The sequence below is a fragment of the Sphingomonas elodea ATCC 31461 genome, assembly GCF_000226955.1.
Lineage (GTDB): Bacteria > Pseudomonadota > Alphaproteobacteria > Sphingomonadales > Sphingomonadaceae > Sphingomonas > Sphingomonas elodea.
Genome location: NZ_AGFU01000012.1, coordinates 1 through 18,786 on the forward strand (window position 1 = coordinate 1; position 18,786 = coordinate 18,786).

Below are 18,786 nucleotides of genomic sequence, written 5' to 3' on the forward strand. Positions count from 1 at the left end.
CCCCGCCACGACCCCCAGCGGTTGTGGCGGGGGTGATTCATCCCCTAAAATTTATTTGCAGTTCCGCGTTCGTTCCCTTGCCTTTTTGGAAGGCAAGGAAGGTCCGCGCGTCGCGGCTTTTCCGGCGCGCTGGCCGCGCCACGAGCCGAGTCATTTCAGCGATGAGCCGTTGCATTCCGGTCTCATTTGGGCTCTTGTGCCCGAACTCGGATTGGCACAATCTGTAGTGGTCGCACCAAGGGGCAAACCCAAGCACTGGTAACCCGTTGTCCGCATCCCCAAATGCGGCATGGGCAGACTCGTGCCGGGCGCCGGGCCGATGGACACTTTTTGTTCTCGCGCAAACCCGGCTGGTGCTAGGATCGCTACGGTGCCCCGAGTCGGTAGTTGCGTGAAGCAGGAAGACAGGGGTGCGAGCATGGAATTCAGGGACAGTGAGAACAGCGTGAACGAGACCGCCACCATCGAAGCCGCCCCCGCCAGCAAGGCGCTCGACAGCAAGGCGATCGTGCCGCAGCCCTATCCGGTCGAGGTCGATCATGCGCGCGACGCGCTGCTCACCGATTTCGGCAAGGAGACGCTGAAGGACCGCTATCTCCTCCCCGGCGAAAGCTATCAGGACCTGTTCGTCCGCGTCGCCTCGGCCTATGCCGACGACCAGGCGCACGCCCAGCGCCTGTACGACTATATCTCCAAGCTGTGGTTCATGCCGGCCACCCCGGTGCTGTCGAACGGCGGCACGGGCCGCGGCCTGCCGATCAGCTGCTATCTCAACTCGGTGCCGGACAGCCTGGACGGCATCGTCCAGACCTGGAACGAGAATGTCTGGCTCGCCTCGCGCGGCGGCGGCATCGGCACCTATTGGGGCAGCGTGCGCGGCATCGGCGAGCCGGTGGGCCTCAACGGCAAGACCAGCGGCATCATCCCGTTCGTCCGCGTGATGGATTCGCTGACGCTGGCGATCTCGCAAGGGTCGCTGCGCCGCGGCTCGGCCGCCTGCTATCTCGACATCTCGCACCCCGAGATCGAGGAGTTCCTCGAGATCCGCAAGCCCTCGGGCGACTTCAACCGCAAGGCGCTGAACCTGCACCACGGCGTGCTGATCCCCGACGCGTTCATGGAAGCGGTGCGCGACGGCCGCGAATGGCAGCTGAAGAGCCCCAAGGACGGCTCGGTCCGCGCCACGGTCGATGCCCGCGCGCTGTTCCAGAAGCTGGTCGAGACCCGCCTCGCCACCGGCGAGCCCTACATCGTGTTCTCGGACCACGTGAACTCGACCATGCCGAAGCACCACCGCGATCTGGGCCTCAAGGTCTCGACCTCGAACCTGTGCTCGGAAATCACGCTGCCCACCGGCCGTGACCATCTCGGCAATGATCGTACCGCGGTGTGCTGCCTGTCCTCGCTCAACCTCGAGACCTGGGACGAGTGGAACAAGGACAAGCTGTTCATCGAGGACGTGATGCGCTTCCTCGACAATGTGCTGACCGACTATATCGAGCGAGCGCCCGACGAGATGGCCCGTGCCCGCTATTCGGCGGCGCGCGAGCGCTCGGTCGGCCTCGGCGTGATGGGCTTCCACTCGTTCCTCCAGGCGCGCGGCATTCCGTTCGAGGGCGCGATGGCGAAGAGCTGGAACCTGCGCATCTTCAAGCATGTCAGCGCACAGGTGAACGAAGCCTCGATGGCGCTGGCGGTCGAGCGCGGGCCCTGCCCCGACGCCGCCGACATGGGCGTGATGGAGCGCTTCAGCTGCAAGATGGCGATCGCGCCGACCGCGTCGATCTCGATCATCTGCGGCGGCACCAGCGCCTGCATCGAGCCGATCCCGGCGAACATCTACACCCACAAGACGCTCAGCGGCTCCTTCTCGGTGCGCAATCCGTATCTGGAGAAGCTGCTCAAGGAGAAGTCGAAAAATTCCGACGCGGTGTGGAATTCGATCCTCGAACAGGGCGGCTCGGTCCAGCATCTCGACTTCCTGACCCCGGAAGAGAAGGACACGTACAAGACCAGCTTCGAGATCGACCAGCGCTGGATCCTGGAGCTGGCGGGCGATCGCGCGCCGTTCATCGACCAGGCGCAGTCGCTCAACCTGTTCATCCCGGCGGACGTGGAGAAGTGGGATCTGCTGATGCTCCACTTCCGCGCCTGGGAGCTGGGCATCAAGTCGCTCTACTATCTGCGGTCGAAGTCGGTGCAGCGCGCCGGGTTCGCCGGCGGGGTCGAGGCCGACAACACGATCGAGAAGCCCAAGTTCGATCTTGGCGAGAGCACCGATTACGACGAGTGCCTGGCCTGCCAGTAAGGCGGGCCCCCGGGATCGGTTTGCGATCGCAAAGCTGACGCTTCACGCCCTCCCCGCCCGCCGGACCGGGAGGGCGTTTTGCGTTCGGGGACTGCACAAAGGGGCAGCCCGCGACATAGCGCCAGCATCTATTCGTTGTTTTTCAATTGCTTGAAGAAACGGACGAAACTTCCCCTAAGTACGGGGGCCGCAACGCGGCGATGGTTCCATAGTTCTTGTTCCACCTGTTACAGGTTGAGGAGAAGAATTGTGCCCGTTTCCAAGTTCATGGTCGCCGCGCTGGGTGGCCTTGTCGTCGCCGCCACCCCGGTTTCGGCCTTCGCCCAGTCCAAGACGGTCGGCGGCGCCGAGATGGTCGCCAGCAAGACGATCGTCGAAAACGCCTCGCAGTCGGCCGATCACACCACGCTGGTGGCGGCGGTGAAGGCCGCCGGTCTCGTCGACACGCTGAACGGCAAGGGCCCGTTCACCGTCTTCGCGCCGACCAACGCCGCCTTCGGCCTGCTGCCCGCCGGCACGGTCGAAACGCTGGTGAAGCCGGAGAACAAGGCGACGCTGACCAGCATCCTCACCTACCATGTCGTCCCCGGCAAGGTCACCGCGACCGAGCTGGTCGGCAAGATCAAAGCCGGCGGCGGCACCGCATCGCTCAAGACCGTGCAGGGCGAGACGCTGAAGGCGAGCCTGTCGGGCAGCAACGTCGTGCTCACCGACGCCAAGGGCGGCCAGTCGACCGTGACCATCGCCGACGTGCCGCAGTCGAACGGCGTGGTCCATGTGGTCGACCATGTGCTGATGCCCTGATCGGGCAATCGCGACGGAAGGAGGCTGACAGCATGCAGAAGCTCGAACGCCGCAAGCGGACCGCCCTGAAGTGGGGCGCCCTGTTCTTCGCGATCTTCTGGATCGCGGTGATCGCGTTCCGTATCTCGCTGATGGCGTCGGATGCGCCGGCGCGCTGGTCCTTCACGTAAGACGCTGGGGCCGGGGGAGCCTTATGCTTCTCCGGTCCACACATACCACATCTGGGGGTTCGATATGGCGGCACCCCTCTAGATGTCGAGTTATCCACAGCCCAAAATCTCGTCCCTCGCGCTATTTCGGTAGCGCCGGACGGGCAGTTTCGATACGATCGGTGACCGTGGATTTGGCAGCGCCGAACTCCGGCTTCTGCACAGACTGAGGATTCGCTGACAGCACCGCATGCGCCTGCATCGTATCGACTTTCGCGCCTCGGGCGCCTCGTTCACGACGATGACGGGATCGCGGCGGTCGGTGCGCATGCGCGCAGGGAATCGCGGGCGGCAGGGCAAGGGGGGCAGATGCTCCCCCCGCCGCCGGGCCTCAGGCCTCTTCTTCGAACTGCTCGACCGCGACGTCGGCATTGGCCGACAGGCGCACCTTGTCGCCCTCCACCTCGGCGACCAAGCCGCCGGAGATATAATGGTGGTGCCCTTCGTGGCGGCCCGTGGCGCCCTCGATCTGCGCGCCCGAGTCCTTCTTGGTCAGCTTGATGCGGTCGCCCTCGACATGGTCGACGGTGCCGACATGGACGCCGTCGGCGCCGATGACTTCCATATGCTCCTGGATTGCGCTCAGATCTGCCATGGGTCTTCTCCTGCTTGGGGTTCGCGCACCGAACGCACGCGGACGGCAATCGATGCACGCTGCCCCAAGGGCCGTCTGCCATACCAAGGGATAGCGGCATGACGCCCCGGAGCCTCCTCGTCCTCGCCGCGCTCGTGCTGCTCGCCGCCTGCGCGCACCAGGTGCCGAGCGCGGTGCAGCCGCAGGCGCCGGGCTTCCTGCTCGGGCTGTGGCACGGCTTCATCTTCCCCGCCGCCTGGGGTCTGTCGCTGATTTTCCCGGACGTCGCGGTCTATGCGGTGCCGAACAATGGCGGCTGGTATGATTTCGGCTTCTTCATCGGCGTGGTGTTCCTCGGCGTCGGCGCGCAGGGTGGCCGCAAGGTCGTCTATCGCGAACGCATCGTCGTGCGCGATGGGATGAAGACCGTCCGCGGACGGGTGATCGACCAATGACACGCACGCTCGCCATTCAGGCCGGCCTCGGCATCGCTGCGGGCACGGCGGGACTGATCGTCCTCCTCCGCCCCTCGGCGGCGCGCGGGCTGCTGCGCGTCCGCTCAAGCGAGCCGGCGACCTATGCGCTGCGCATCGCCGGCATGATGCTGGTCGCGCTCGGCCTGTTCCTCACCGGCTTCGCGCTGGCCTTTGCGAGTGCGGGAGGGGTGGCGTGAGCACGCCCATGCTCCTCCTGGTGTCGTTCCTGCTGGGCTCGGCGACCTTGGCGCTACTGCTGGCAGGCTTTAAATTGCTGGAACGGTGGGTGCCATTGGCGGCCGAGCCACGCCTGCGCCGTCTCCACGACCGACGCGAACGTCGCCTGGCGCGCGGACACGATCTGTATTTCGAAGAATTGCGCAGCATCGATGCAGCAATCGCCGAGATCAACGATGCACCGGAAGAGCGAGATCCGCGGGTCTGGTACAAGCGCCCGGCAGTTTTCCTGCTACTCCCCTGGGCATTGCTCCTGGGCTTTTTGATCATCGACTTTTTCGGTCCGGAGCTTGGGCTTGGCAAACTTCCTGCTTGGGCGAGCGCCAGCTCGCAAGGGTGGTTTATCTTGATCGGCCTGTCCTACCTGCTCGACCGCTACAACCAGCCTTTCAAGAGAACGTGGACCCGCTTGGCGGCCGGCGCTCTCTATGTCGCGTTGGGCATATCAATGCTCAGCGCTGGCTTATCTCATTCCAGTTTCTGATCCGGAGTACCCCCCATGTCGCTTCTCGAAGCCCGCAAGACCTACAAGCCCTTCGAATATCCCTGGGCCTATGAATATTGGAAGCGCCAGCAGCAGGTCCACTGGCTGCCGGAAGAAGTGCCCTTGGGCGAGGATTGCCGCGACTGGGCGCAGAAGCTGTCGGATCACGAGCGCAACCTGCTCACCCAGATCTTCCGCTTCTTCACCCAGGCCGATGTGGAAGTGCAGGATTGCTACCACGAGAAATACGGCCGGGTGTTCAAGCCGACCGAGGTGAAGATGATGCTCACCGCCTTCTCCAACATGGAGACGGTGCACATCGCGGCGTACAGCCACCTGCTCGACACGATCGGCATGCCCGAGACCGAGTATTCGGCCTTCCTCCAGTACAAGGAGATGAAGGACAAGCATGATTACCTCAGCACCTTCGGCGTCGACAGCGACGAGGATATCGCCAAGACGCTGGCGATGTTCGGCGGCTTCACCGAGGGGCTGCAGCTGTTCGCCAGCTTCGCGATGCTGATGAACTTCCCGCGCTTCAACAAGATGAAGGGCATGGGCCAGATCGTCACCTGGTCGATCCGCGACGAGAGCCTGCACTGCGAAGGCATCATCAAGCTGTTCCACACCTTCTGCAAGGAACGGAACTGCATGACGCCGAGCGTGCGCGACGACATTCTGGACATGTGCCAGAAGACCGTGCGCATCGAGGACGCGTTCATCGACCTGGTGTTCGAAATGGGCCCGGTGAACGGCATGACGCCGAAGGACATCAAGAAATATGTCCGCTTCATCGCCGACTGGCGCCTCGGCCAGCTGGGCCTGAAGCCGATCTACATGATCGACGAGCATCCCCTGCCCTGGCTCGCCCCGCTGCTCAACGGCGTCGAGCACGCCAACTTCTTCGAGACGCGGGCAACCGAATATTCCAAGGCGGCGACGCGCGGCAACTGGAACGAGGTGTGGGACAGCTTCGACAAGCGTCGCCAGGCCAAGACCAGCACCATCGCCAACGAGGATGCGATCGAAGGCGACATGTTCGCCAAGGCCGGCATCGCGGCGGAGTAGGCCCGAGGTCCTATCCTCCCCCTTGCGGGGGAGGATGAAGCGGCATCAAATCTCCTTGCCCCCCGGACATTCGCGAGCAACAATGTTGCCCGAACGAAGCGCTTTCTTGCTCGCGAAGATCCTGAAATGGGGGTTGTCATCTTGGTTCGTGCCATCTCGCTCGCCGGCTTGCTGCTGGCCACTACCGCGCCCGCGCTCGCGCAGAATTCCGCGCCCCAGCCGCTGCCGATCGTCGAGACGATCCCGGCCGCGCGCGACATCGCCTATCCCGGCACGCTGAAGGTCGATATCGACGCGACCGACACGATGCGCGGCATCTTCCGGGTGCGCGAAACGATCCCCATCGCCAAAAGCGGCCGCCTGACTCTGCTCTTCCCCGAATGGCTGCCCGGCAAGCACGGGCCGCGCGGCGAGATCGAGAAGCTGGCCGGCCTGCAGATCAAGGCGAACGGCAAGCGCCTGCCCTGGACGCGCGACGCGGTGGACGTGTTCGCCTTCCATGTCGACGTGCCCGCCGGCGCCAGGACGGTGGAGGCCGAGTTCCAGTTCGTCTCGGCGACCGACGGCAGTCAGGGCCGCATCGTGATGACGCAGGAGATGATGAGCCTGCAGTTCAACTCGCTCAGCCTCTATCCCGCCGGCTATTTCACCCGCCGCATCCCCGTCCAGGCGACGGTGAAATATCCCGAGGGCTGGACCGCCGCCGGGGCGGTGCCCGCCAAGGCGACCGGCTCCACCTATGCCTATGAGACCACCAGCTACGAGATCCTGATGGACTCGCCGGTGATCGCCGGGCGCTATTATCGCAAGTTTCCGCTCTCCGAGCGCGTGACGCTCGACGTCGTGGCCGACAGCCCCGAGGAACTGGAGGCCAAGCCGGAGCAGATCGAGGCGCACAAGCGGCTGGTCGAGCAGGCGGTGAAGACCTTCGGCGCCCAGCATTACGATCACTATCATTTCCTCCTGTCGATCAGCGACAAGATGGGCGGGATCGGTCTCGAGCATCACCGCAGTTCGGAAAACGGTGTGGGTCCCGGCTATTTCACCAAATGGGCCGAGCAGGCGGGCGCACGGAACCTGCTGCCGCACGAATATACCCATAGCTGGGACGGAAAGTATCGCCGCGGCGCCGAGCTGTGGACGCCCGATTTCCGCATGCCGATGCGCGACCAGTCGCTGTGGGTGTACGAGGGGCAGACCCAGTTCTGGGGCTATGTGTTCCAGGCGCGCTCGGGCCTGGTCTCCAAGGAAGAGACGCTGGAAGGCTATGCGGGCATCATGGCCAGCCTCGACAATCGCGCCGGCCGCCAGTGGCGCCCGCTGATCGACACCACCAACGATCCGATCATCACCGCGCGTGCGCCCAAGGGCTGGACCAGCTGGCAGCGCAGCGAGGACTATTACAACGAGGGCCTGCTGGTGTGGATGGAGGTCGATTCGATCCTCCGCGAACAGAGCAAGGGCACCAAGTCGATCGACGATTTCGCGCGCGCCTTTTTCGGCGGCCGCGACGGCGATTATGGCGAGGTGACCTACAGCTTCGACGAGGTGGTGAAGACGCTGGAGCGCATCCAGCCCTATGACTGGCGGGGGCTGCTCACCGCCCGCCTGCACGACGTCTCCGATCGCGCGCCGCTCAAGGGCTTCGAGCGGGGCGGCTACAAGCTCGTCTATACCGACGTGCCGAACAAGATGGCGCGCCCGGGCACCGCGGACCTCAGCTATTCGCTGGGCCTGGCGGTCGGCAAGAAGGGCATTGCCGGGGTGATGTGGGACGGTCCGGCGTTCAAGGCCGGCATCACCGTCGCCGACGAGATCGTGGCGGTGAACGGCCGGGCCTATTCGACCGAGGCGCTGATCGACGCGGTGAAGGCGGCCAAGGGCACCAAGGCGCCGATCCAGCTTACCCTGAAACGGGACGATCGTTACCGAGAGGTTACCATCGACTATCATGACGGGCTGCGCTATCCGCACCTCGTCAAGACGGTCGAAGGAGAGGCTGGCCTCGACAAGCTGCTGCAAGCCCGCTGAGAAGGGCGAAGCCGCCAACCAAGGTTTAGAGATATTATGCGCATCGATCTGATCCCGGTCGGGGACGACCCGCCCAACAACCTGAACGTCATTATCGAAGTGCCGGTCGGCGGCGAGCCGGTGAAGTACGAATTCGACAAGGCCAGCGGCGCGCTGTTCGTCGATCGCATCCTGCACACGCCGATGCGCTATCCGGCGAACTACGGCTTCGTGCCGCACACCCTGTCGCCCGATGGCGACCCGCTCGACGCGCTCGTCATCGCCCGCTCGCCCTTCGTGCCGGGCTGCGTGGTGCGTGCGCGCCCGATCGCGGTGCTGAAGCTGGAAGACGAAGCCGGCGGCGACGAGAAGCTGGTCTGCGTGCCCGTCGACAGCACCTTCCCCTATTATTCGGACGTCGGCGAGCGTTCGGACCTGCCCTCGATCGTGCTGCAGCAGATCGAGCATTTCTTCACCCACTATAAGGACCTGGAGTCCGAGAAGTGGGTGCGGATCGGCAATTGGGGCGATGCCGCCGAAGCGCGCCAGATCGTGCTCGACGCGATCGAGGCCGCCAAGAAGGCCAAGGCCGCCTGAGCCAGAATCCGCGGCGGCGCGGGGCGCGATCCCGAGGGGTCGGCAACGTCCTCGCGCCGCCGCGCTTTCTCGCCTTTGCCGCAACGACGATCGCGGCGGGCTTCTTCCTGATCCCGCAGCTCGGCATCCGCGCCGGAGCGATGCTCGCCTTCGACATCGGCGCGGCGCTGTTCCTGGCGCTGTGCGTGCCGATGCTCAAGCACCAGTCCGACGCGATGCGGCGTTCGGCCTGCAACAACGATGCGAACCGGCTGGTGCTGCTCGGCATTACCGGCGCCGTCACCATCATCATCCTGATCGCGATCGCCAGCGAACTGATGGAACGCAAGGCGCCCCAGCCCGCGCAGCTTGGCCTGATCATCGGCACGCTCGCGCTCAGCTGGACGTTCAGCAACGGCGTCTACGCGCTGCATTACGCCCATCTCTTCTACAGCGAGGCGCCGGGCGGGCGCGACAAGGGCGGGCTGGAATTCCCCAAGACGCCCGAGCCAAACTACTGGGATTTCCTCTACTTCGCCTTCTGCCTGGGCATGACCTTCCAGACCAGCGACGTATCGGTCACGACGCGGCAGCTGCGCCGGGTGGTGACACTGCACTGTCTTGCAGCTTTTGTGTTCAACCTGGGCGTGGTGGCCTTCACGATCAACGTTCTCGGCGGTAGTTGAGCAGCCGGGCGTCCGCCCGATCCTTGCCTGCCGGAGAAGCCATGTTCCGTGTCGCCGCCCTCGCGCTCGCCGCGCTGCTTGCGCCTGCTGCCTCTGCCCAGACCAACGACAAGTTCGTCGTCGCCAGCCTCACCGACGGCGTGTGGATGAAGGGCGACCTGCACGTCCATTCGCGGCACAGCAAGGATTCGACCAACCATAGCGAGGCGCGGATCATCGCCGATGCGGAAGCCGCCGGGTTCGACTTCCTGCTGATCAGCGACCACGACAACCATGTGGACGGCGACACCGCACACAACACGTGGAGCGACCCCGAATTCCGGTCGGACAAGCTGCTGCTGCTCTACGGCGCGGAATGGACGACGGTGCGCGGCCATGCCGTGATCCTCTCGGCGAAGCCCTATGACGAAAAGAAGCTGTTCGACATCCGCGATGCCCGGGACGTACAGGTCCAGAAGGTGAAGGAGGGACTGGGCGTCCACCTCTCCGCCAACCACCCGACCAACAAGGACCATTTCGGCTTTTCGTACGACATGGTCGATTCGCTCGAGGTATGGAACAGCGTGCGCTGGGCGCCGAACAAGACCAACCTGATGGTGTGGGACGACATGCTCAATTCGGGCCGCAAGATCGGCGCGCGCGGCGGCAGCGATTCGCACCATGGCACGGTCCCCGGCAGCACCGCGCCCCAGGCGCTGGAGGCCACCGCCAACAATATCGGCACGCCGACCACCTGGGTGTTCGCGCCCGCCCGCACCCGCGCGGCGGTGATCGCCGCGATCGGCCGCGGCCGCGCCTCGATCAGCGCCAACCCCTACGCCCCCCGCGTCGAACTGACCGCGGACGTCAACGGCGACGGCAAGGCGGACATGCTGATGGGCGACAACGCCGTGGCGCCCGCCGGCCCGGTGCGCTTCACCGTGCGCCTGTCCGGCACGCGCGAGGACGGCGCCTATCATGTCCGCGTGGTCAAGAACGGCGATCCGTTCGCCACCCTCGACATCGGCGCGGACGGCACGGTGGGCTTTACCGACACGCCCGAGGCCAAGGGCCGCAGTTACTACCGGGTCGAGGTGGAAGGCCCGCAGACGCCCTATCCGGGGGTGGAGAACTTCACCAAGGTCGCCGGGCCGATGGTCGCCATCTCCAACCCGATCTTCTTCAACTTCGACCCCAAGTTCTGACCGCGCGTGGTGGCGCGGTTACAGCGCCACCACGACCTGCTTGCCGTCATAGACGACCTCGCGCCCCGGCGCTTCGGCAAGGCCGGTGCCCGAACCCGGCGCGACGGTGACCACCCGGAAGCGGCGCGTCTTCGCCATGCCGGGATAGCGGCCCTCGCGCGCGCCGATCGTCAGCGTGCCCGCCTTGTCGTTCAGCACCAGGTCGATCGTCGCCCGCTCGCCGCGCCGCCAGCCCTGGCCGTCGCCGGCATCGTCGTAGAGGGTGAAACGGCCATCGGCGCCGCGATAGACGCGCAGCTCGATCGGCCGGTCGGGGCTCTGGTCGGCATATTGCACCGGCGATCCCAGCGGCAGGATCGTCCCCGCCGCCACCTGCACCGGAATCTGCCCGATCGGCGCGGCGACCTGGATCCGCGCGCCGCCCGCATGGCGCGCGCCGGTCCAGAAATCGACCCAGTCGGTACCCGCCGGCAGATAGACCGCGCGCGACGTCGCCCCGGCATCGATCACCGGGCTCACCAGCAGGCCGCGCCCGAACAGATATTGGTCGCGCAGGTCCTGCGCCCGGGCGTCGTTCGGGAACACCATGCCCACCGGGTAGAGGAACGAGGCGCCGCGATCCGCCACCTGCCAGCTTTGCGCATAGAGGAAGGGCAGCAGCCGGTAGCGCAGCGCCACCGCATCGAGCAGCGGACCGCGCGCGCTTTCGGGGAAGCTGTAGACTTCCTTGCCCTCGCCGGTGCCGTGGATGCGGAACATCGGGTTGAACACCGCGAACTGCAGCCAGCGGGTGAACAGCTCCTGATAGGCGGGATCCTTGGGGCTGCCGCCGAAGAAGCCGCCGATATCCGCCGACCAGAAGGGATTGCCGGTCATCGAGAAATTGACGCCCGCCGGAATCTGTTTGGCGAACACGTCCCACCGCCCGCTCACATCGCCGGACCAGGTGAAGGCGCCGTTGCGCTGCTGCCCCACCCAGGCCGAGCGGGTGAGCAGCAGCGGGCGCTTGGCCGGATAGTCTGCCGCCATGCCGTCGTGCACCGCCATGGTGTGCAGCAGCGGATAGGCGTTATACATCCGCGCGCCCGGCCCCATGGCGGTGGCCACCTCCGCCATCTCGCCCCACTGGCCGCCCAGCTCGGCCTCGCTGCCGTCCAGCCAATAGCCGTCGAACCCGGCGCGTCCCAGCCGCTCGGAAATCTGCCGCCAGTAGAGCGCGCGCGCCTTGGGCGAGAAGGCATCGTACCAGCGGCCTTCGCCGGCCGGGTACACATTGGGGTAGGTCCTGGGGTACAGCCCGCCGATCGCGTCGAGCGCGCGGGTATTCTCCAGCCCCAGGTCGAAGCGCGGCCAGACCGAGACGATGCTGTGCAGGTTCTGCCGGTGCAGCGTATCGAGCATCGCCTTGGGATCGGGGAAGCGGCCCGGGTCCATCTCGTGGCTGCCCCAGCGCCCGGCGGGCCAATATTGCCAGTCCTGCACCACTGCATCGAGCGGGATTCCCAGCCGGCGATACTCAGCGGCCACGCCAAGCAGCTCGGCTTGCGAGGCATAGCGTTCCTTCGACTGCCACAGCCCCCAGGCCCAGCGCGGCAACAGCGACGCGGCGCCGGTCAGCTGGCGATAGGCGCCGATCACCTGATCGACATCGGGCCCGGCGAACAGGAAGTAATCGACGCCCTCCCCCGCCGCCGAGCGGAACAGGATGCGGCCGCCGGCCTGCGGCGTATCCACCGCGACCTCGGTCACCGAGGCATTGTTCCAGAACAGCCCGAACCCGGCGGGCGAGACGAAGACGGGCACGCCGACATCGGTGTTCGCCTGCTGCAGCCGCACGATCGACCCGCGATAATCGAGCAGCCCCGCCTGGTGCTGGCCGAGGCCATAGACCGCCCGCCCCTCCGGCAGCGCGAACAGCAAGCGCACCGCGCCCTCGGCATCGGGGGTGCCGCCCAGCTTGCGGCGCTCGAGATTGGCCTCGGCGACCAGCGGCTTGCCGTCGGCGCCGAGCAGCGCCACCGCGCCGCTCTGGCGATCGACGCTCACCCGCATCGCCGGGGTGGCGAGCAGATAGCGGTCCGCCTCCTGGTCGAGCGTCCAGGCCACCGTGGCGGGCTTGCCGACCAGGGCGACATCGGCCGCGCGCTCGGCGCCCTCGCGGAGCATCGTCACGCGAAGAATCCGGTCCCCCCAGAAGGTGAGCGCCAGCACACCCTCGGCCGTGCGGAAACGGGCGCCATCGGTGTCGCGGGCGAGCAGCGCGACCCCGACGCTCGCCACCGTCCGCCCCGGTGCGGCCGACGCAGCAAAACTCGGTGCAATGGCCGCGGCAAACGCTGCCCCCAGCAGCAACAGCGACTTGGCGTTCACAGACATTCCCTCCCCCGACGACGATCTCTTTCGCTCCATCTTGTCAGACAAGACTGGAGGCGCCTACCCCTTTTTCTTACCGGCGCGGGGGGTGCGGGGCGGCGCGCGGCGACCGGCGTCGATCGCCAGCATCGCCCAGTCGCGCAGCGCTTCGGCATCGTCATGGGCATCGGCGGGGGCGCGACGATAGTTCATCACCATCTGCCGGCCCTTGGCCTCATAGGTGAAGCGATCGGCACCGGCGGCGTCCCACGCCGCGTCGCTCTCGGCATCGGCCTTGAACCACAGTTCGTCGAAGGCGAGCAGGGCGAACACGGTGCCGTCGCAATAGAGCGTCGCCCCGCCCATCATCCTGCGCATCGTGACCGTGCCGATCGGGGCCAGCGCCTCGCGCACCCATTCGATCAGCCCGGTGTCGAGCGCCATCAGTGGCCGCCGCCGGCCAGCCGCAGCCCGGCGATGCAGCCGACCAGCCCGAGGATCAGCAGGATGCGCACCGCACTCACCGGCTCGCCGAACCAGAGCATGCCGACGATCACCGTGCCGAGCGCGCCGATCCCGCCCCACACGGCATAGGCAGTGCCCAGCGGAACGGTGCGCGCGGCCATTTCCAGGAGCGCCATCGACACCGCGATGAAGCCCAGAAAGGCCAGCGTCCAGGGCAGGTTCCGGAAGCCGTCGGTAAAGCGCATGCAGGTGGTGAAGCCCACCTCGCACAGCCCGCCGAGCAGCAGGTAGATCCAGCCCATCAGCGCCCCGCCAGGGCGCGCAGCGCGTCGCCGGTCACCCGCTGCACCGTCCATTCCTCCATGCCCACGGCCCCCATCGCGCGATAGAAATCGATCGCCGACTGGTTCCAGTCGAGCACCGACCATTCGAACCTGCCATAGCCGCGCGTCACCGCGATATCGGCCAAATGGCGGAGAAGTGCCTTGCCCACGCCCGCACCGCGCGCGGCGGGCGTGACATACAGGTCTTCCAGATACATGCCGGGCAGCCCGGTCCAGGTGGAGAAATTCTGGAAGAACAGCGCGAAGCCCTGCGCCGTGCCGTCCGGCCCCTCCGCGATCACCGCTTCGGCGGCGGGGCGCGGGCCGAACAGCGCGGCCTCCAGCATCGCCTCGGTCGCGACCACGGCGTCGGGCTCGCGCTCGAAGTCGGCGAGTTCACGGACAAAGGCGAGGATCTGGGGAACGTCGTGCGGGCTCGCGAAACGGATCTGGGTCATGCGCCGGCCTCGGTCTGGGGAGCGGCTGCCACGCGGCCGCGGATCGCGGCCAGGCAGCCCAGGATGATGAGCAGCGCGCCGCCGACCGTCCAGCCGGAGACGCGCTCGTCGAAGACCAGATAGCCGAGCAGCGCGCCCCACACAAAGGCGGTATACTCGACCGGAGCCAGCACCTGCGCCTCGGCATGGCCATAGGCCCAGGCGAGCAGCACGGCCGAGATCGAGCCGATCAGCGCGGCCCCCAGGATCCAGGGCCACAACGTCACCGGCGGCATCGACGAGAACCACGGCGCGGCGGGCAGCATCACCAGCGCCAGCACCAGGCTGGTGAACAGCGCGACCTCGATCGGATCGGCAACCTGCGCCTGCCGGCGCAGCAGGATCAGGCTGCCGGCATAGAGGATCGAGGCGCCGAACACCGCGATCGATCCCAGCACCACTTGCGTAGAGGCATGCGCCTGCACCTGGCCGACCGCGATGGTCAGCACGCCCAGGCTGGCGATCAGCGACCCGCCGATCGCCGCGCGCCGGATCCGCTCGCCAAGGAAGAAGGCGGCGAGGAACATCGCGATCAGCGGCGCGAGGAAGGTCAGCGCGATGCCCTGCGCCATGGTCACCCGGGCGAGGCCCCAGAAGAACAGCACCACCGAACTGCCCGCGAGCACACCGCGCGCGAAATGAAGCTTCAGCGCCGCCCGGCTCGGCCAGGCGGTGCGGCGCAGGAGAAAGATCGGCCCCAGCAGCACGATCGCGCCGACCGAGCGCCACAGCACCGCGCTATAGGCGCCGTGGGCGATCGACATGCCCTTCATCACCGCGTCCATCACCGAATAATTGGCGATCCCCAGCGCGGCGACGAGGAAGGCGATGCGGGGAGAACGGGACATGGGAGCGCGGGTAGCGGGACGGGCCGCGAATGGCGAGCCCAAACCCCCGCCTCCGCGCAGAGCAGGATCAGGAGGCCGCCTTCCCCTCCGCATAGGCCTGCGTGCCGTGCGTGATCACGTCATCCTCGGGCAGGATCGCGGCGATCGGGATGTCCGGCTGGGCGAGGATCTCGGCATAGAGCGGCGCGAAATCGGTCTCCACCGTCTCGCGCAGCAGCGCCTCGAAGCTGGGGATCACGAAATAATTCTGCTGAAAATCGTCGATGCGATACTCGGTCCGCATCACCCGCTGCATGTCGAAGCGGATACGGTTGGGGCTGTCGCTGTCCAGCGCGAACACGCTCTCGGCCGAGCTGGAGACGATGCCCGAGCCGTAGATGCGCAGCCCCTCGGCCTCCTCGACCAGCCCGAACTCCACCGTGTACCAGTAGAGCCGGCCGAGCTGCTTCAGCGCCCCCAGCTCCAGCGCGCGCATGCCGCCGCGGCCATAGGCCGCCAGATAATCGGCGAACACCGGATCCGCGAGCATCGGCACATGGCCGAACACGTCGTGGAACACGTCCGGCTCCTGGATATAGTCGAGCTGGTCCGGCCGGCGGATGAAATTGCCGGCAACGAACCGCCGGTTCGCCATGTGATCGAAAAACACCGCGTCCGGCACCAGCCCCGGCACCGCGACGACCTGCCAGCCGGTGAGTTTGTGGAGCCGCTCGGAAAGCTCCTCGAAATTGGGAATGCCGGACTCGGAGAGGCGGAGTGCCTCCAGGCCCTTGAGATAGGCGGAGGAGGCGCGTCCCGGCAGCAGCTTCGCCTGGCGGGCGAACAGCCTGTCCCAGGTGGCATGCTCCTCGGCGGTGTACGCCGCCCAGTCCTGCGGGATCGTCCAGTCCGCCGCAGCACCTTCGGGCGGACGGTCCAGCACATGCGTTTCCTTGTTCATCGCAGCGCTATAGCATCGTTACAAATGTGACGAAACGGCACGAACGGTCAGCCGAGCGCCTCGTCCAGCAGCTTCGCCAGCCGCAGCCCACCGCGCACCACCTGCCGGCGCGCGACCGGCACCAGCTTTTCGAGCGTCGCCTCGTCGAGATGCGCCGGGTGCGCCCCGGCCGTGCAGACGCCTTCGCCCGCGGCGCTGGGATAGACCGTGTCGCGCGCCACCTGCCAGCTCTCGCGGCTCCAGTCGGCGACGCTGCCGCCCCACATCGCGGCGCGTTCGGCCGGGGTGTAGACCCGCACCGGCGACGGCGGCTGCGAGATGGCGCGCTCGGCCAGATAGCCGTCCCACACCGAGTGCAGGTTCAGCTTGCCGCTGGTGAAGGCGCCGTAGTTGGTCTTCACCTGGTTGCCGCCCAGGTCGCTATGATCGCCGGCATGGAGCGGCTGGTGCAGGTCGCCGACGAAGTGGACGAGGAAGGCCAGCGCCATCACCCGCTCGCGCACCGGCACCTTGGGGTCCTTGAGCAGCTTCACGTCGCGCTCGATCTGGGCGGAGACGCAGTTGCCGTCGCGGCACGGCGGCTTCAGGTCGAACGGCTTGCAGATGTCGATATTCTGATAGTGCCAGGAATAGGCATAGCTGAAGCGCGGCCCCAGCGTCTTCACGCAATCCGCCCAGACGGCCGCCTGCTCGATCGTCCCGGCCGGGCAGGTCGGCGTTTCCAGCAGGTTCTGGCGCCTGAGCAGCGCATCGATCTTCGCGCGGACCTGCGGCGTCACGTTGCGATAGGCGATCGCGCCCACCGTTTCATGGCCATATTCCCAATAGGCGGAGGCGGGGGAGGCGGCACCGAAGCCGAGCAGCGCGGCGAGCAGGAGAAGAATGCGACTCATGCCCCGCCCCTAGGGCGGCGGCGGTTCGGGTTCAACGGGTTGGCAGGCACGGACGAACGATCGCCGAGCCCTCACTCCGCCGCGATCGGCCCGAAATCGAGATGCGCCTGCGCGACAGGCGCGAAGCTGCGGCGGTGGTGCGGTGTCGGGCCCAGCCTGCGCAAAGCCTCCTGGTGCGCCTTGCCGCCATAGCCCTTGTTCGATGCCCAGCCATAGCCGGGGAACTGCGCGTCCAGCTCCACCATCATGCAGTCGCGGCGATGCTTGGCGACGATCGAGGCCGCCGCGATCGACAAGCACAGCGCGTCGCCGCTCACCACCGCCTCGCTGCGGTGGTGCCATTTCGGGCAGCGATTGCCGTCGACCAGCACGAAGGCGGGCGGGAAGCCCAGCGCCTCCACCGCCCGCGTCATCGCCAGCATCGTCGCCCAGAGGATGTTGAGCCGGTCGATCTCCTCGACGCTGGCGATGCCCACCCCCACCTTCGCGCAGGCCAGCAGTTCCTCGCACAGCTTCGCGCGTTTCGCGGCGGTCAGCGCCTTCGAATCGTTGATGCCCTCGGGGATGCACTCCGGATCCAGCACCACGGCGGCGGCAACTACCGGCCCGGCGAGCGGACCGCGCCCGGCTTCGTCCACCCCGGCGACCGGGCCGGCATGGAGCTGGAAATAGCGGGTTTCGTGGCTAAGGTCAGGCATCGTCCTCGATCCGCCATGGCGGAAAGCGACGCATCTCGCCAGCCTGATAGAGACGAACCGCGTTGCCGGCAGGATCGCGCAGGCGCGCCTCGCGCCAGCCCCATTTCTCGTCGCGGGGCTCCTGCTCGAAGCGGAAGCCCTGCTGCTGCAGATAGGCGACGGTCACGTCGAGATCGCCGCATTCGAAATAGACCACCGGCGCGGTGTACGCCTCGTCGGTGGCGATCGAGAAGGTCGCGCCGCCCTCGGTCTCGAACCGGGCATAGCGGGGGCTTGCCCGCACCACCTGCCGCAGGCCGAGCAGCCGGTAGAAACGCTCGCTGGCGGCGAGGTCCCGCGCCGGCACCGTCACCTGGTTGAGCATCGGCTCGAAGAAGCTCAGGTTGAGGTCGAGCCGCACCGCCTGCTGCGCCATCGGCCCGTGCCCGCGCCCCAGCCCCTCGGCCTCGCGCATCGCGATCCGCACGAAGCGGCGCGCGCGGGCGACCGCCTCGGGCAGGTCCCATTCGCAGGCGAGGCCGCAGGCAATGGCGGAGGCAAGGGTGCAGCCGGTGCCATGGGTGTTGCCGGTGTCGATCCGGGGATCGCGCCATTCGATCCGCGGCGGATCCTCGGGATCGGCGGAATAGAGCGTGTCGACCACCTCCGGCCCCTCGCCATGCCCGCCCTTGACCAGCACCGCGCAGCGATGCGCCGCCACGACCGCCTGCGGGTCGCGCCCCAGTGCCTCCAGCTCGGGCAGGTTCGGCGTCACCACCGTCGCGCGGTCCATGAGCCGCTCGAACGCGGCGACGGTCGCCTCGTCGGCCAGCCGCGCACCGCTGGTCGCGACCATCACGGGATCGAACACCACCGGCACGCCGGGCAGCTCGGCCAGCTTCTCCGCCACCGCCAGCGCGGTGCGGGCAGAGCCGATCATGCCGATCTTCACCGCATCGACGCCGATGTCGCGCACCACCGAATCGATCTGCGCCAGCACCATGTCGGTCGGCACGGGATGCACCGCCTGCACGCCCAGCGTGTTCTGCGCCGTGATCGCGGTGATCGCGGTCATGGCGTGGCCACCCAGCATGGTGACGGTCTTGATGTCCGCCTGGATCCCGGCGCCACCGCCGGAATCCGAGCCTGCGATGATCAGCACGCGTGCGCCCATG

Annotated in this window: 22 protein-coding genes; 12 read left to right on the forward strand and 10 right to left on the reverse strand. The window is 66.9% G+C overall.

The features are described 5' to 3' along the window. The 4 genes from KK7_RS23340 to KK7_RS22815 all read left to right on the forward strand — a co-directional run. Window positions 1–262, forward strand: a 262-nt coding sequence (locus tag KK7_RS23340) for a hypothetical protein (RefSeq protein ID WP_237709135.1), incomplete at its 5' end; no start/stop codon positions are given. Between the two features lie 156 nt (window positions 263–418). Beyond that, window positions 419–2,308 carry a ribonucleoside-diphosphate reductase subunit alpha gene (locus KK7_RS0104565; RefSeq protein ID WP_010543465.1) on the forward strand — a complete coding sequence of 630 codons (1,890 nt, stop codon included), beginning with the start codon at window positions 419–421 and terminating at the stop codon, window positions 2,306–2,308. Window positions 2,309–2,575: 267 nt separating this feature from the next. Next, on the forward strand, window positions 2,576–3,112 hold the full coding sequence (locus KK7_RS0104570) for a fasciclin domain-containing protein (protein WP_051121258.1): 537 nt from the start codon (window positions 2,576–2,578) through the stop codon (window positions 3,110–3,112). 32 nt (window positions 3,113–3,144) lie between these two features. Further along, window positions 3,145–3,282, forward strand: coding sequence for a hypothetical protein (locus KK7_RS22815; protein WP_157999978.1), 138 nt, complete (start codon window positions 3,145–3,147; stop codon window positions 3,280–3,282). 370 nt (window positions 3,283–3,652) lie between these two features. Here KK7_RS22815 and KK7_RS0104580 read toward each other — a convergent pair whose 3' ends face one another. After that, on the reverse strand, window positions 3,653–3,916 hold the full coding sequence (locus tag KK7_RS0104580) for a DUF2171 domain-containing protein (RefSeq protein WP_010543467.1): 264 nt from the start codon (window positions 3,914–3,916) through the stop codon (window positions 3,653–3,655). Between the two features lie 98 nt (window positions 3,917–4,014). On the opposite strand from KK7_RS0104580, the gene KK7_RS20090 reads away from it, so the two are divergent. The 8 genes from KK7_RS20090 to KK7_RS0104620 all read left to right on the forward strand — a co-directional run bounded on the left by KK7_RS20090 (window position 4,015) and on the right by KK7_RS0104620 (window position 10,616). Further along, entirely contained in the window at window positions 4,015–4,350 is a 336-nt protein-coding gene (locus KK7_RS20090) for a hypothetical protein (RefSeq protein WP_010543468.1), read from the forward strand. Beyond that, window positions 4,347–4,568: a hypothetical protein gene (locus KK7_RS0104590; RefSeq protein WP_010543469.1), complete on the forward strand. Its 222-nt coding sequence runs from the start codon at window positions 4,347–4,349 to the stop codon at window positions 4,566–4,568. The genes KK7_RS20090 and KK7_RS0104590 overlap by 4 nt, the downstream gene beginning before the upstream one ends. Beyond that, window positions 4,565–5,092, forward strand: coding sequence for a hypothetical protein (locus KK7_RS0104595; RefSeq protein WP_010543470.1), 528 nt, complete (start codon window positions 4,565–4,567; stop codon window positions 5,090–5,092). The genes KK7_RS0104590 and KK7_RS0104595 overlap by 4 nt, the downstream gene beginning before the upstream one ends. A 15-nt stretch (window positions 5,093–5,107) precedes the next feature. Beyond that, window positions 5,108–6,160 carry a ribonucleotide-diphosphate reductase subunit beta gene (locus tag KK7_RS0104600; RefSeq protein ID WP_010543471.1) on the forward strand — a complete coding sequence of 351 codons (1,053 nt, stop codon included), beginning with the start codon at window positions 5,108–5,110 and terminating at the stop codon, window positions 6,158–6,160. A 126-nt stretch (window positions 6,161–6,286) separates the two neighbouring features. Then, the gene (locus KK7_RS0104605; RefSeq protein ID WP_010543472.1) at window positions 6,287–8,191 is read left to right on the forward strand and encodes a M61 family metallopeptidase; all 1,905 of its coding nucleotides are present in this window, start codon (window positions 6,287–6,289) and stop codon (window positions 8,189–8,191) included. A 36-nt stretch (window positions 8,192–8,227) separates the two neighbouring features. Further along, window positions 8,228–8,767, forward strand: coding sequence for an inorganic diphosphatase (gene ppa / locus KK7_RS0104610; RefSeq protein WP_010543473.1), 540 nt, complete (start codon window positions 8,228–8,230; stop codon window positions 8,765–8,767). 140 nt (window positions 8,768–8,907) lie between these two features. Continuing rightward, window positions 8,908–9,432, forward strand: coding sequence for a DUF1345 domain-containing protein (locus KK7_RS0104615; protein WP_010543474.1), 525 nt, complete (start codon window positions 8,908–8,910; stop codon window positions 9,430–9,432). A gap of 41 nt (window positions 9,433–9,473) precedes the next feature. After that, on the forward strand, window positions 9,474–10,616 hold the full coding sequence (locus KK7_RS0104620; RefSeq protein ID WP_010543475.1) for a CehA/McbA family metallohydrolase: 1,143 nt from the start codon (window positions 9,474–9,476) through the stop codon (window positions 10,614–10,616). A gap of 18 nt (window positions 10,617–10,634) precedes the next feature. On the opposite strand, the gene KK7_RS0104625 is transcribed toward KK7_RS0104620, so the two are convergent. The 9 genes from KK7_RS0104625 to thiD all read right to left on the reverse strand — a co-directional run bounded on the left by KK7_RS0104625 (window position 10,635) and on the right by thiD (window position 18,785). Further along, entirely contained in the window at window positions 10,635–12,992 is a 2,358-nt protein-coding gene (locus tag KK7_RS0104625) for a glycoside hydrolase family 31 protein (RefSeq protein WP_010543476.1), read from the reverse strand. Between the two features lie 57 nt (window positions 12,993–13,049). Next, window positions 13,050–13,412, reverse strand: a complete 363-nt coding sequence (locus tag KK7_RS0104630; RefSeq protein WP_010543477.1) for a TfoX/Sxy family protein — start codon at window positions 13,410–13,412, stop codon at window positions 13,050–13,052. Next, complete coding sequence (locus KK7_RS0104635) at window positions 13,412–13,735, reverse strand: DMT family transporter (RefSeq protein ID WP_010543478.1); 324 nt, start codon at window positions 13,733–13,735, stop codon at window positions 13,412–13,414. Before KK7_RS0104635 ends, KK7_RS0104630 begins: the two co-directional genes overlap by 1 nt. Beyond that, entirely contained in the window at window positions 13,735–14,214 is a 480-nt protein-coding gene (locus KK7_RS0104640; RefSeq protein ID WP_010543479.1) for a GNAT family N-acetyltransferase, read from the reverse strand. Before KK7_RS0104640 ends, KK7_RS0104635 begins: the two co-directional genes overlap by 1 nt. Then, the gene (locus KK7_RS0104645; protein WP_010543480.1) at window positions 14,211–15,101 is read right to left on the reverse strand and encodes a DMT family transporter; all 891 of its coding nucleotides are present in this window, start codon (window positions 15,099–15,101) and stop codon (window positions 14,211–14,213) included. Before KK7_RS0104645 ends, KK7_RS0104640 begins: the two co-directional genes overlap by 4 nt. Before the next feature lie 67 nt (window positions 15,102–15,168). Further along, complete coding sequence (gene phhA, locus KK7_RS0104650) at window positions 15,169–16,041, reverse strand: phenylalanine 4-monooxygenase (protein ID WP_010543481.1); 873 nt, start codon at window positions 16,039–16,041, stop codon at window positions 15,169–15,171. A 47-nt stretch (window positions 16,042–16,088) separates the two neighbouring features. After that, complete coding sequence (locus KK7_RS0104655) at window positions 16,089–16,934, reverse strand: S1/P1 nuclease (RefSeq protein ID WP_010543482.1); 846 nt, start codon at window positions 16,932–16,934, stop codon at window positions 16,089–16,091. 71 nt (window positions 16,935–17,005) lie between these two features. Next, complete coding sequence (locus tag KK7_RS0104660) at window positions 17,006–17,632, reverse strand: ribonuclease HII (RefSeq protein ID WP_010543483.1); 627 nt, start codon at window positions 17,630–17,632, stop codon at window positions 17,006–17,008. Then, a complete protein-coding gene (gene thiD / locus KK7_RS0104665; protein WP_010543484.1) occupies window positions 17,625–18,785 on the reverse strand; it encodes a bifunctional hydroxymethylpyrimidine kinase/phosphomethylpyrimidine kinase in 1,161 nt (386 codons plus the stop codon). Before thiD ends, KK7_RS0104660 begins: the two co-directional genes overlap by 8 nt. Window position 18,786: the final 1 nt, after the last annotated feature.

What these genes read in the sequence shown, in the direction of transcription:
- KK7_RS0104660 (WP_010543483.1), bottom strand. Translation starts at nt 17,632, where the DNA reads ATGCCTGACCTTAGCCACGAAACCCGCTATTTCCAGCTCCATGCCGGC.
- phhA (WP_010543481.1), bottom strand. Translation starts at nt 16,041, where the DNA reads ATGAACAAGGAAACGCATGTGCTGGACCGTCCGCCCGAAGGTGCTGCG.
- KK7_RS0104620 (WP_010543475.1), top strand. Translation starts at nt 9,474, where the DNA reads ATGTTCCGTGTCGCCGCCCTCGCGCTCGCCGCGCTGCTTGCGCCTGCT.
- thiD (WP_010543484.1), bottom strand. Translation starts at nt 18,785, where the DNA reads ATGGGCGCACGCGTGCTGATCATCGCAGGCTCGGATTCCGGCGGTGGC.
- KK7_RS0104580 (WP_010543467.1), bottom strand. Translation starts at nt 3,916, where the DNA reads ATGGCAGATCTGAGCGCAATCCAGGAGCATATGGAAGTCATCGGCGCC.
- KK7_RS0104625 (WP_010543476.1), bottom strand. Translation starts at nt 12,992, where the DNA reads ATGTCTGTGAACGCCAAGTCGCTGTTGCTGCTGGGGGCAGCGTTTGCC.
- KK7_RS20090 (WP_010543468.1), top strand. Translation starts at nt 4,015, where the DNA reads ATGACGCCCCGGAGCCTCCTCGTCCTCGCCGCGCTCGTGCTGCTCGCC.
- KK7_RS22815 (WP_157999978.1), top strand. Translation starts at nt 3,145, where the DNA reads ATGCAGAAGCTCGAACGCCGCAAGCGGACCGCCCTGAAGTGGGGCGCC.
- KK7_RS0104565 (WP_010543465.1), top strand. Translation starts at nt 419, where the DNA reads ATGGAATTCAGGGACAGTGAGAACAGCGTGAACGAGACCGCCACCATC.
- KK7_RS0104600 (WP_010543471.1), top strand. Translation starts at nt 5,108, where the DNA reads ATGTCGCTTCTCGAAGCCCGCAAGACCTACAAGCCCTTCGAATATCCC.
- KK7_RS0104655 (WP_010543482.1), bottom strand. Translation starts at nt 16,934, where the DNA reads ATGAGTCGCATTCTTCTCCTGCTCGCCGCGCTGCTCGGCTTCGGTGCC.
- KK7_RS0104630 (WP_010543477.1), bottom strand. Translation starts at nt 13,412, where the DNA reads ATGGCGCTCGACACCGGGCTGATCGAATGGGTGCGCGAGGCGCTGGCC.
- KK7_RS0104635 (WP_010543478.1), bottom strand. Translation starts at nt 13,735, where the DNA reads ATGGGCTGGATCTACCTGCTGCTCGGCGGGCTGTGCGAGGTGGGCTTC.
- KK7_RS0104640 (WP_010543479.1), bottom strand. Translation starts at nt 14,214, where the DNA reads ATGACCCAGATCCGTTTCGCGAGCCCGCACGACGTTCCCCAGATCCTC.
- KK7_RS0104615 (WP_010543474.1), top strand. Translation starts at nt 8,908, where the DNA reads ATGCTCGCCTTCGACATCGGCGCGGCGCTGTTCCTGGCGCTGTGCGTG.
- KK7_RS0104590 (WP_010543469.1), top strand. Translation starts at nt 4,347, where the DNA reads ATGACACGCACGCTCGCCATTCAGGCCGGCCTCGGCATCGCTGCGGGC.
- KK7_RS0104645 (WP_010543480.1), bottom strand. Translation starts at nt 15,101, where the DNA reads ATGTCCCGTTCTCCCCGCATCGCCTTCCTCGTCGCCGCGCTGGGGATC.
- KK7_RS0104570 (WP_051121258.1), top strand. Translation starts at nt 2,576, where the DNA reads ATGGTCGCCGCGCTGGGTGGCCTTGTCGTCGCCGCCACCCCGGTTTCG.
- ppa (WP_010543473.1), top strand. Translation starts at nt 8,228, where the DNA reads ATGCGCATCGATCTGATCCCGGTCGGGGACGACCCGCCCAACAACCTG.
- KK7_RS0104605 (WP_010543472.1), top strand. Translation starts at nt 6,287, where the DNA reads ATGGGGGTTGTCATCTTGGTTCGTGCCATCTCGCTCGCCGGCTTGCTG.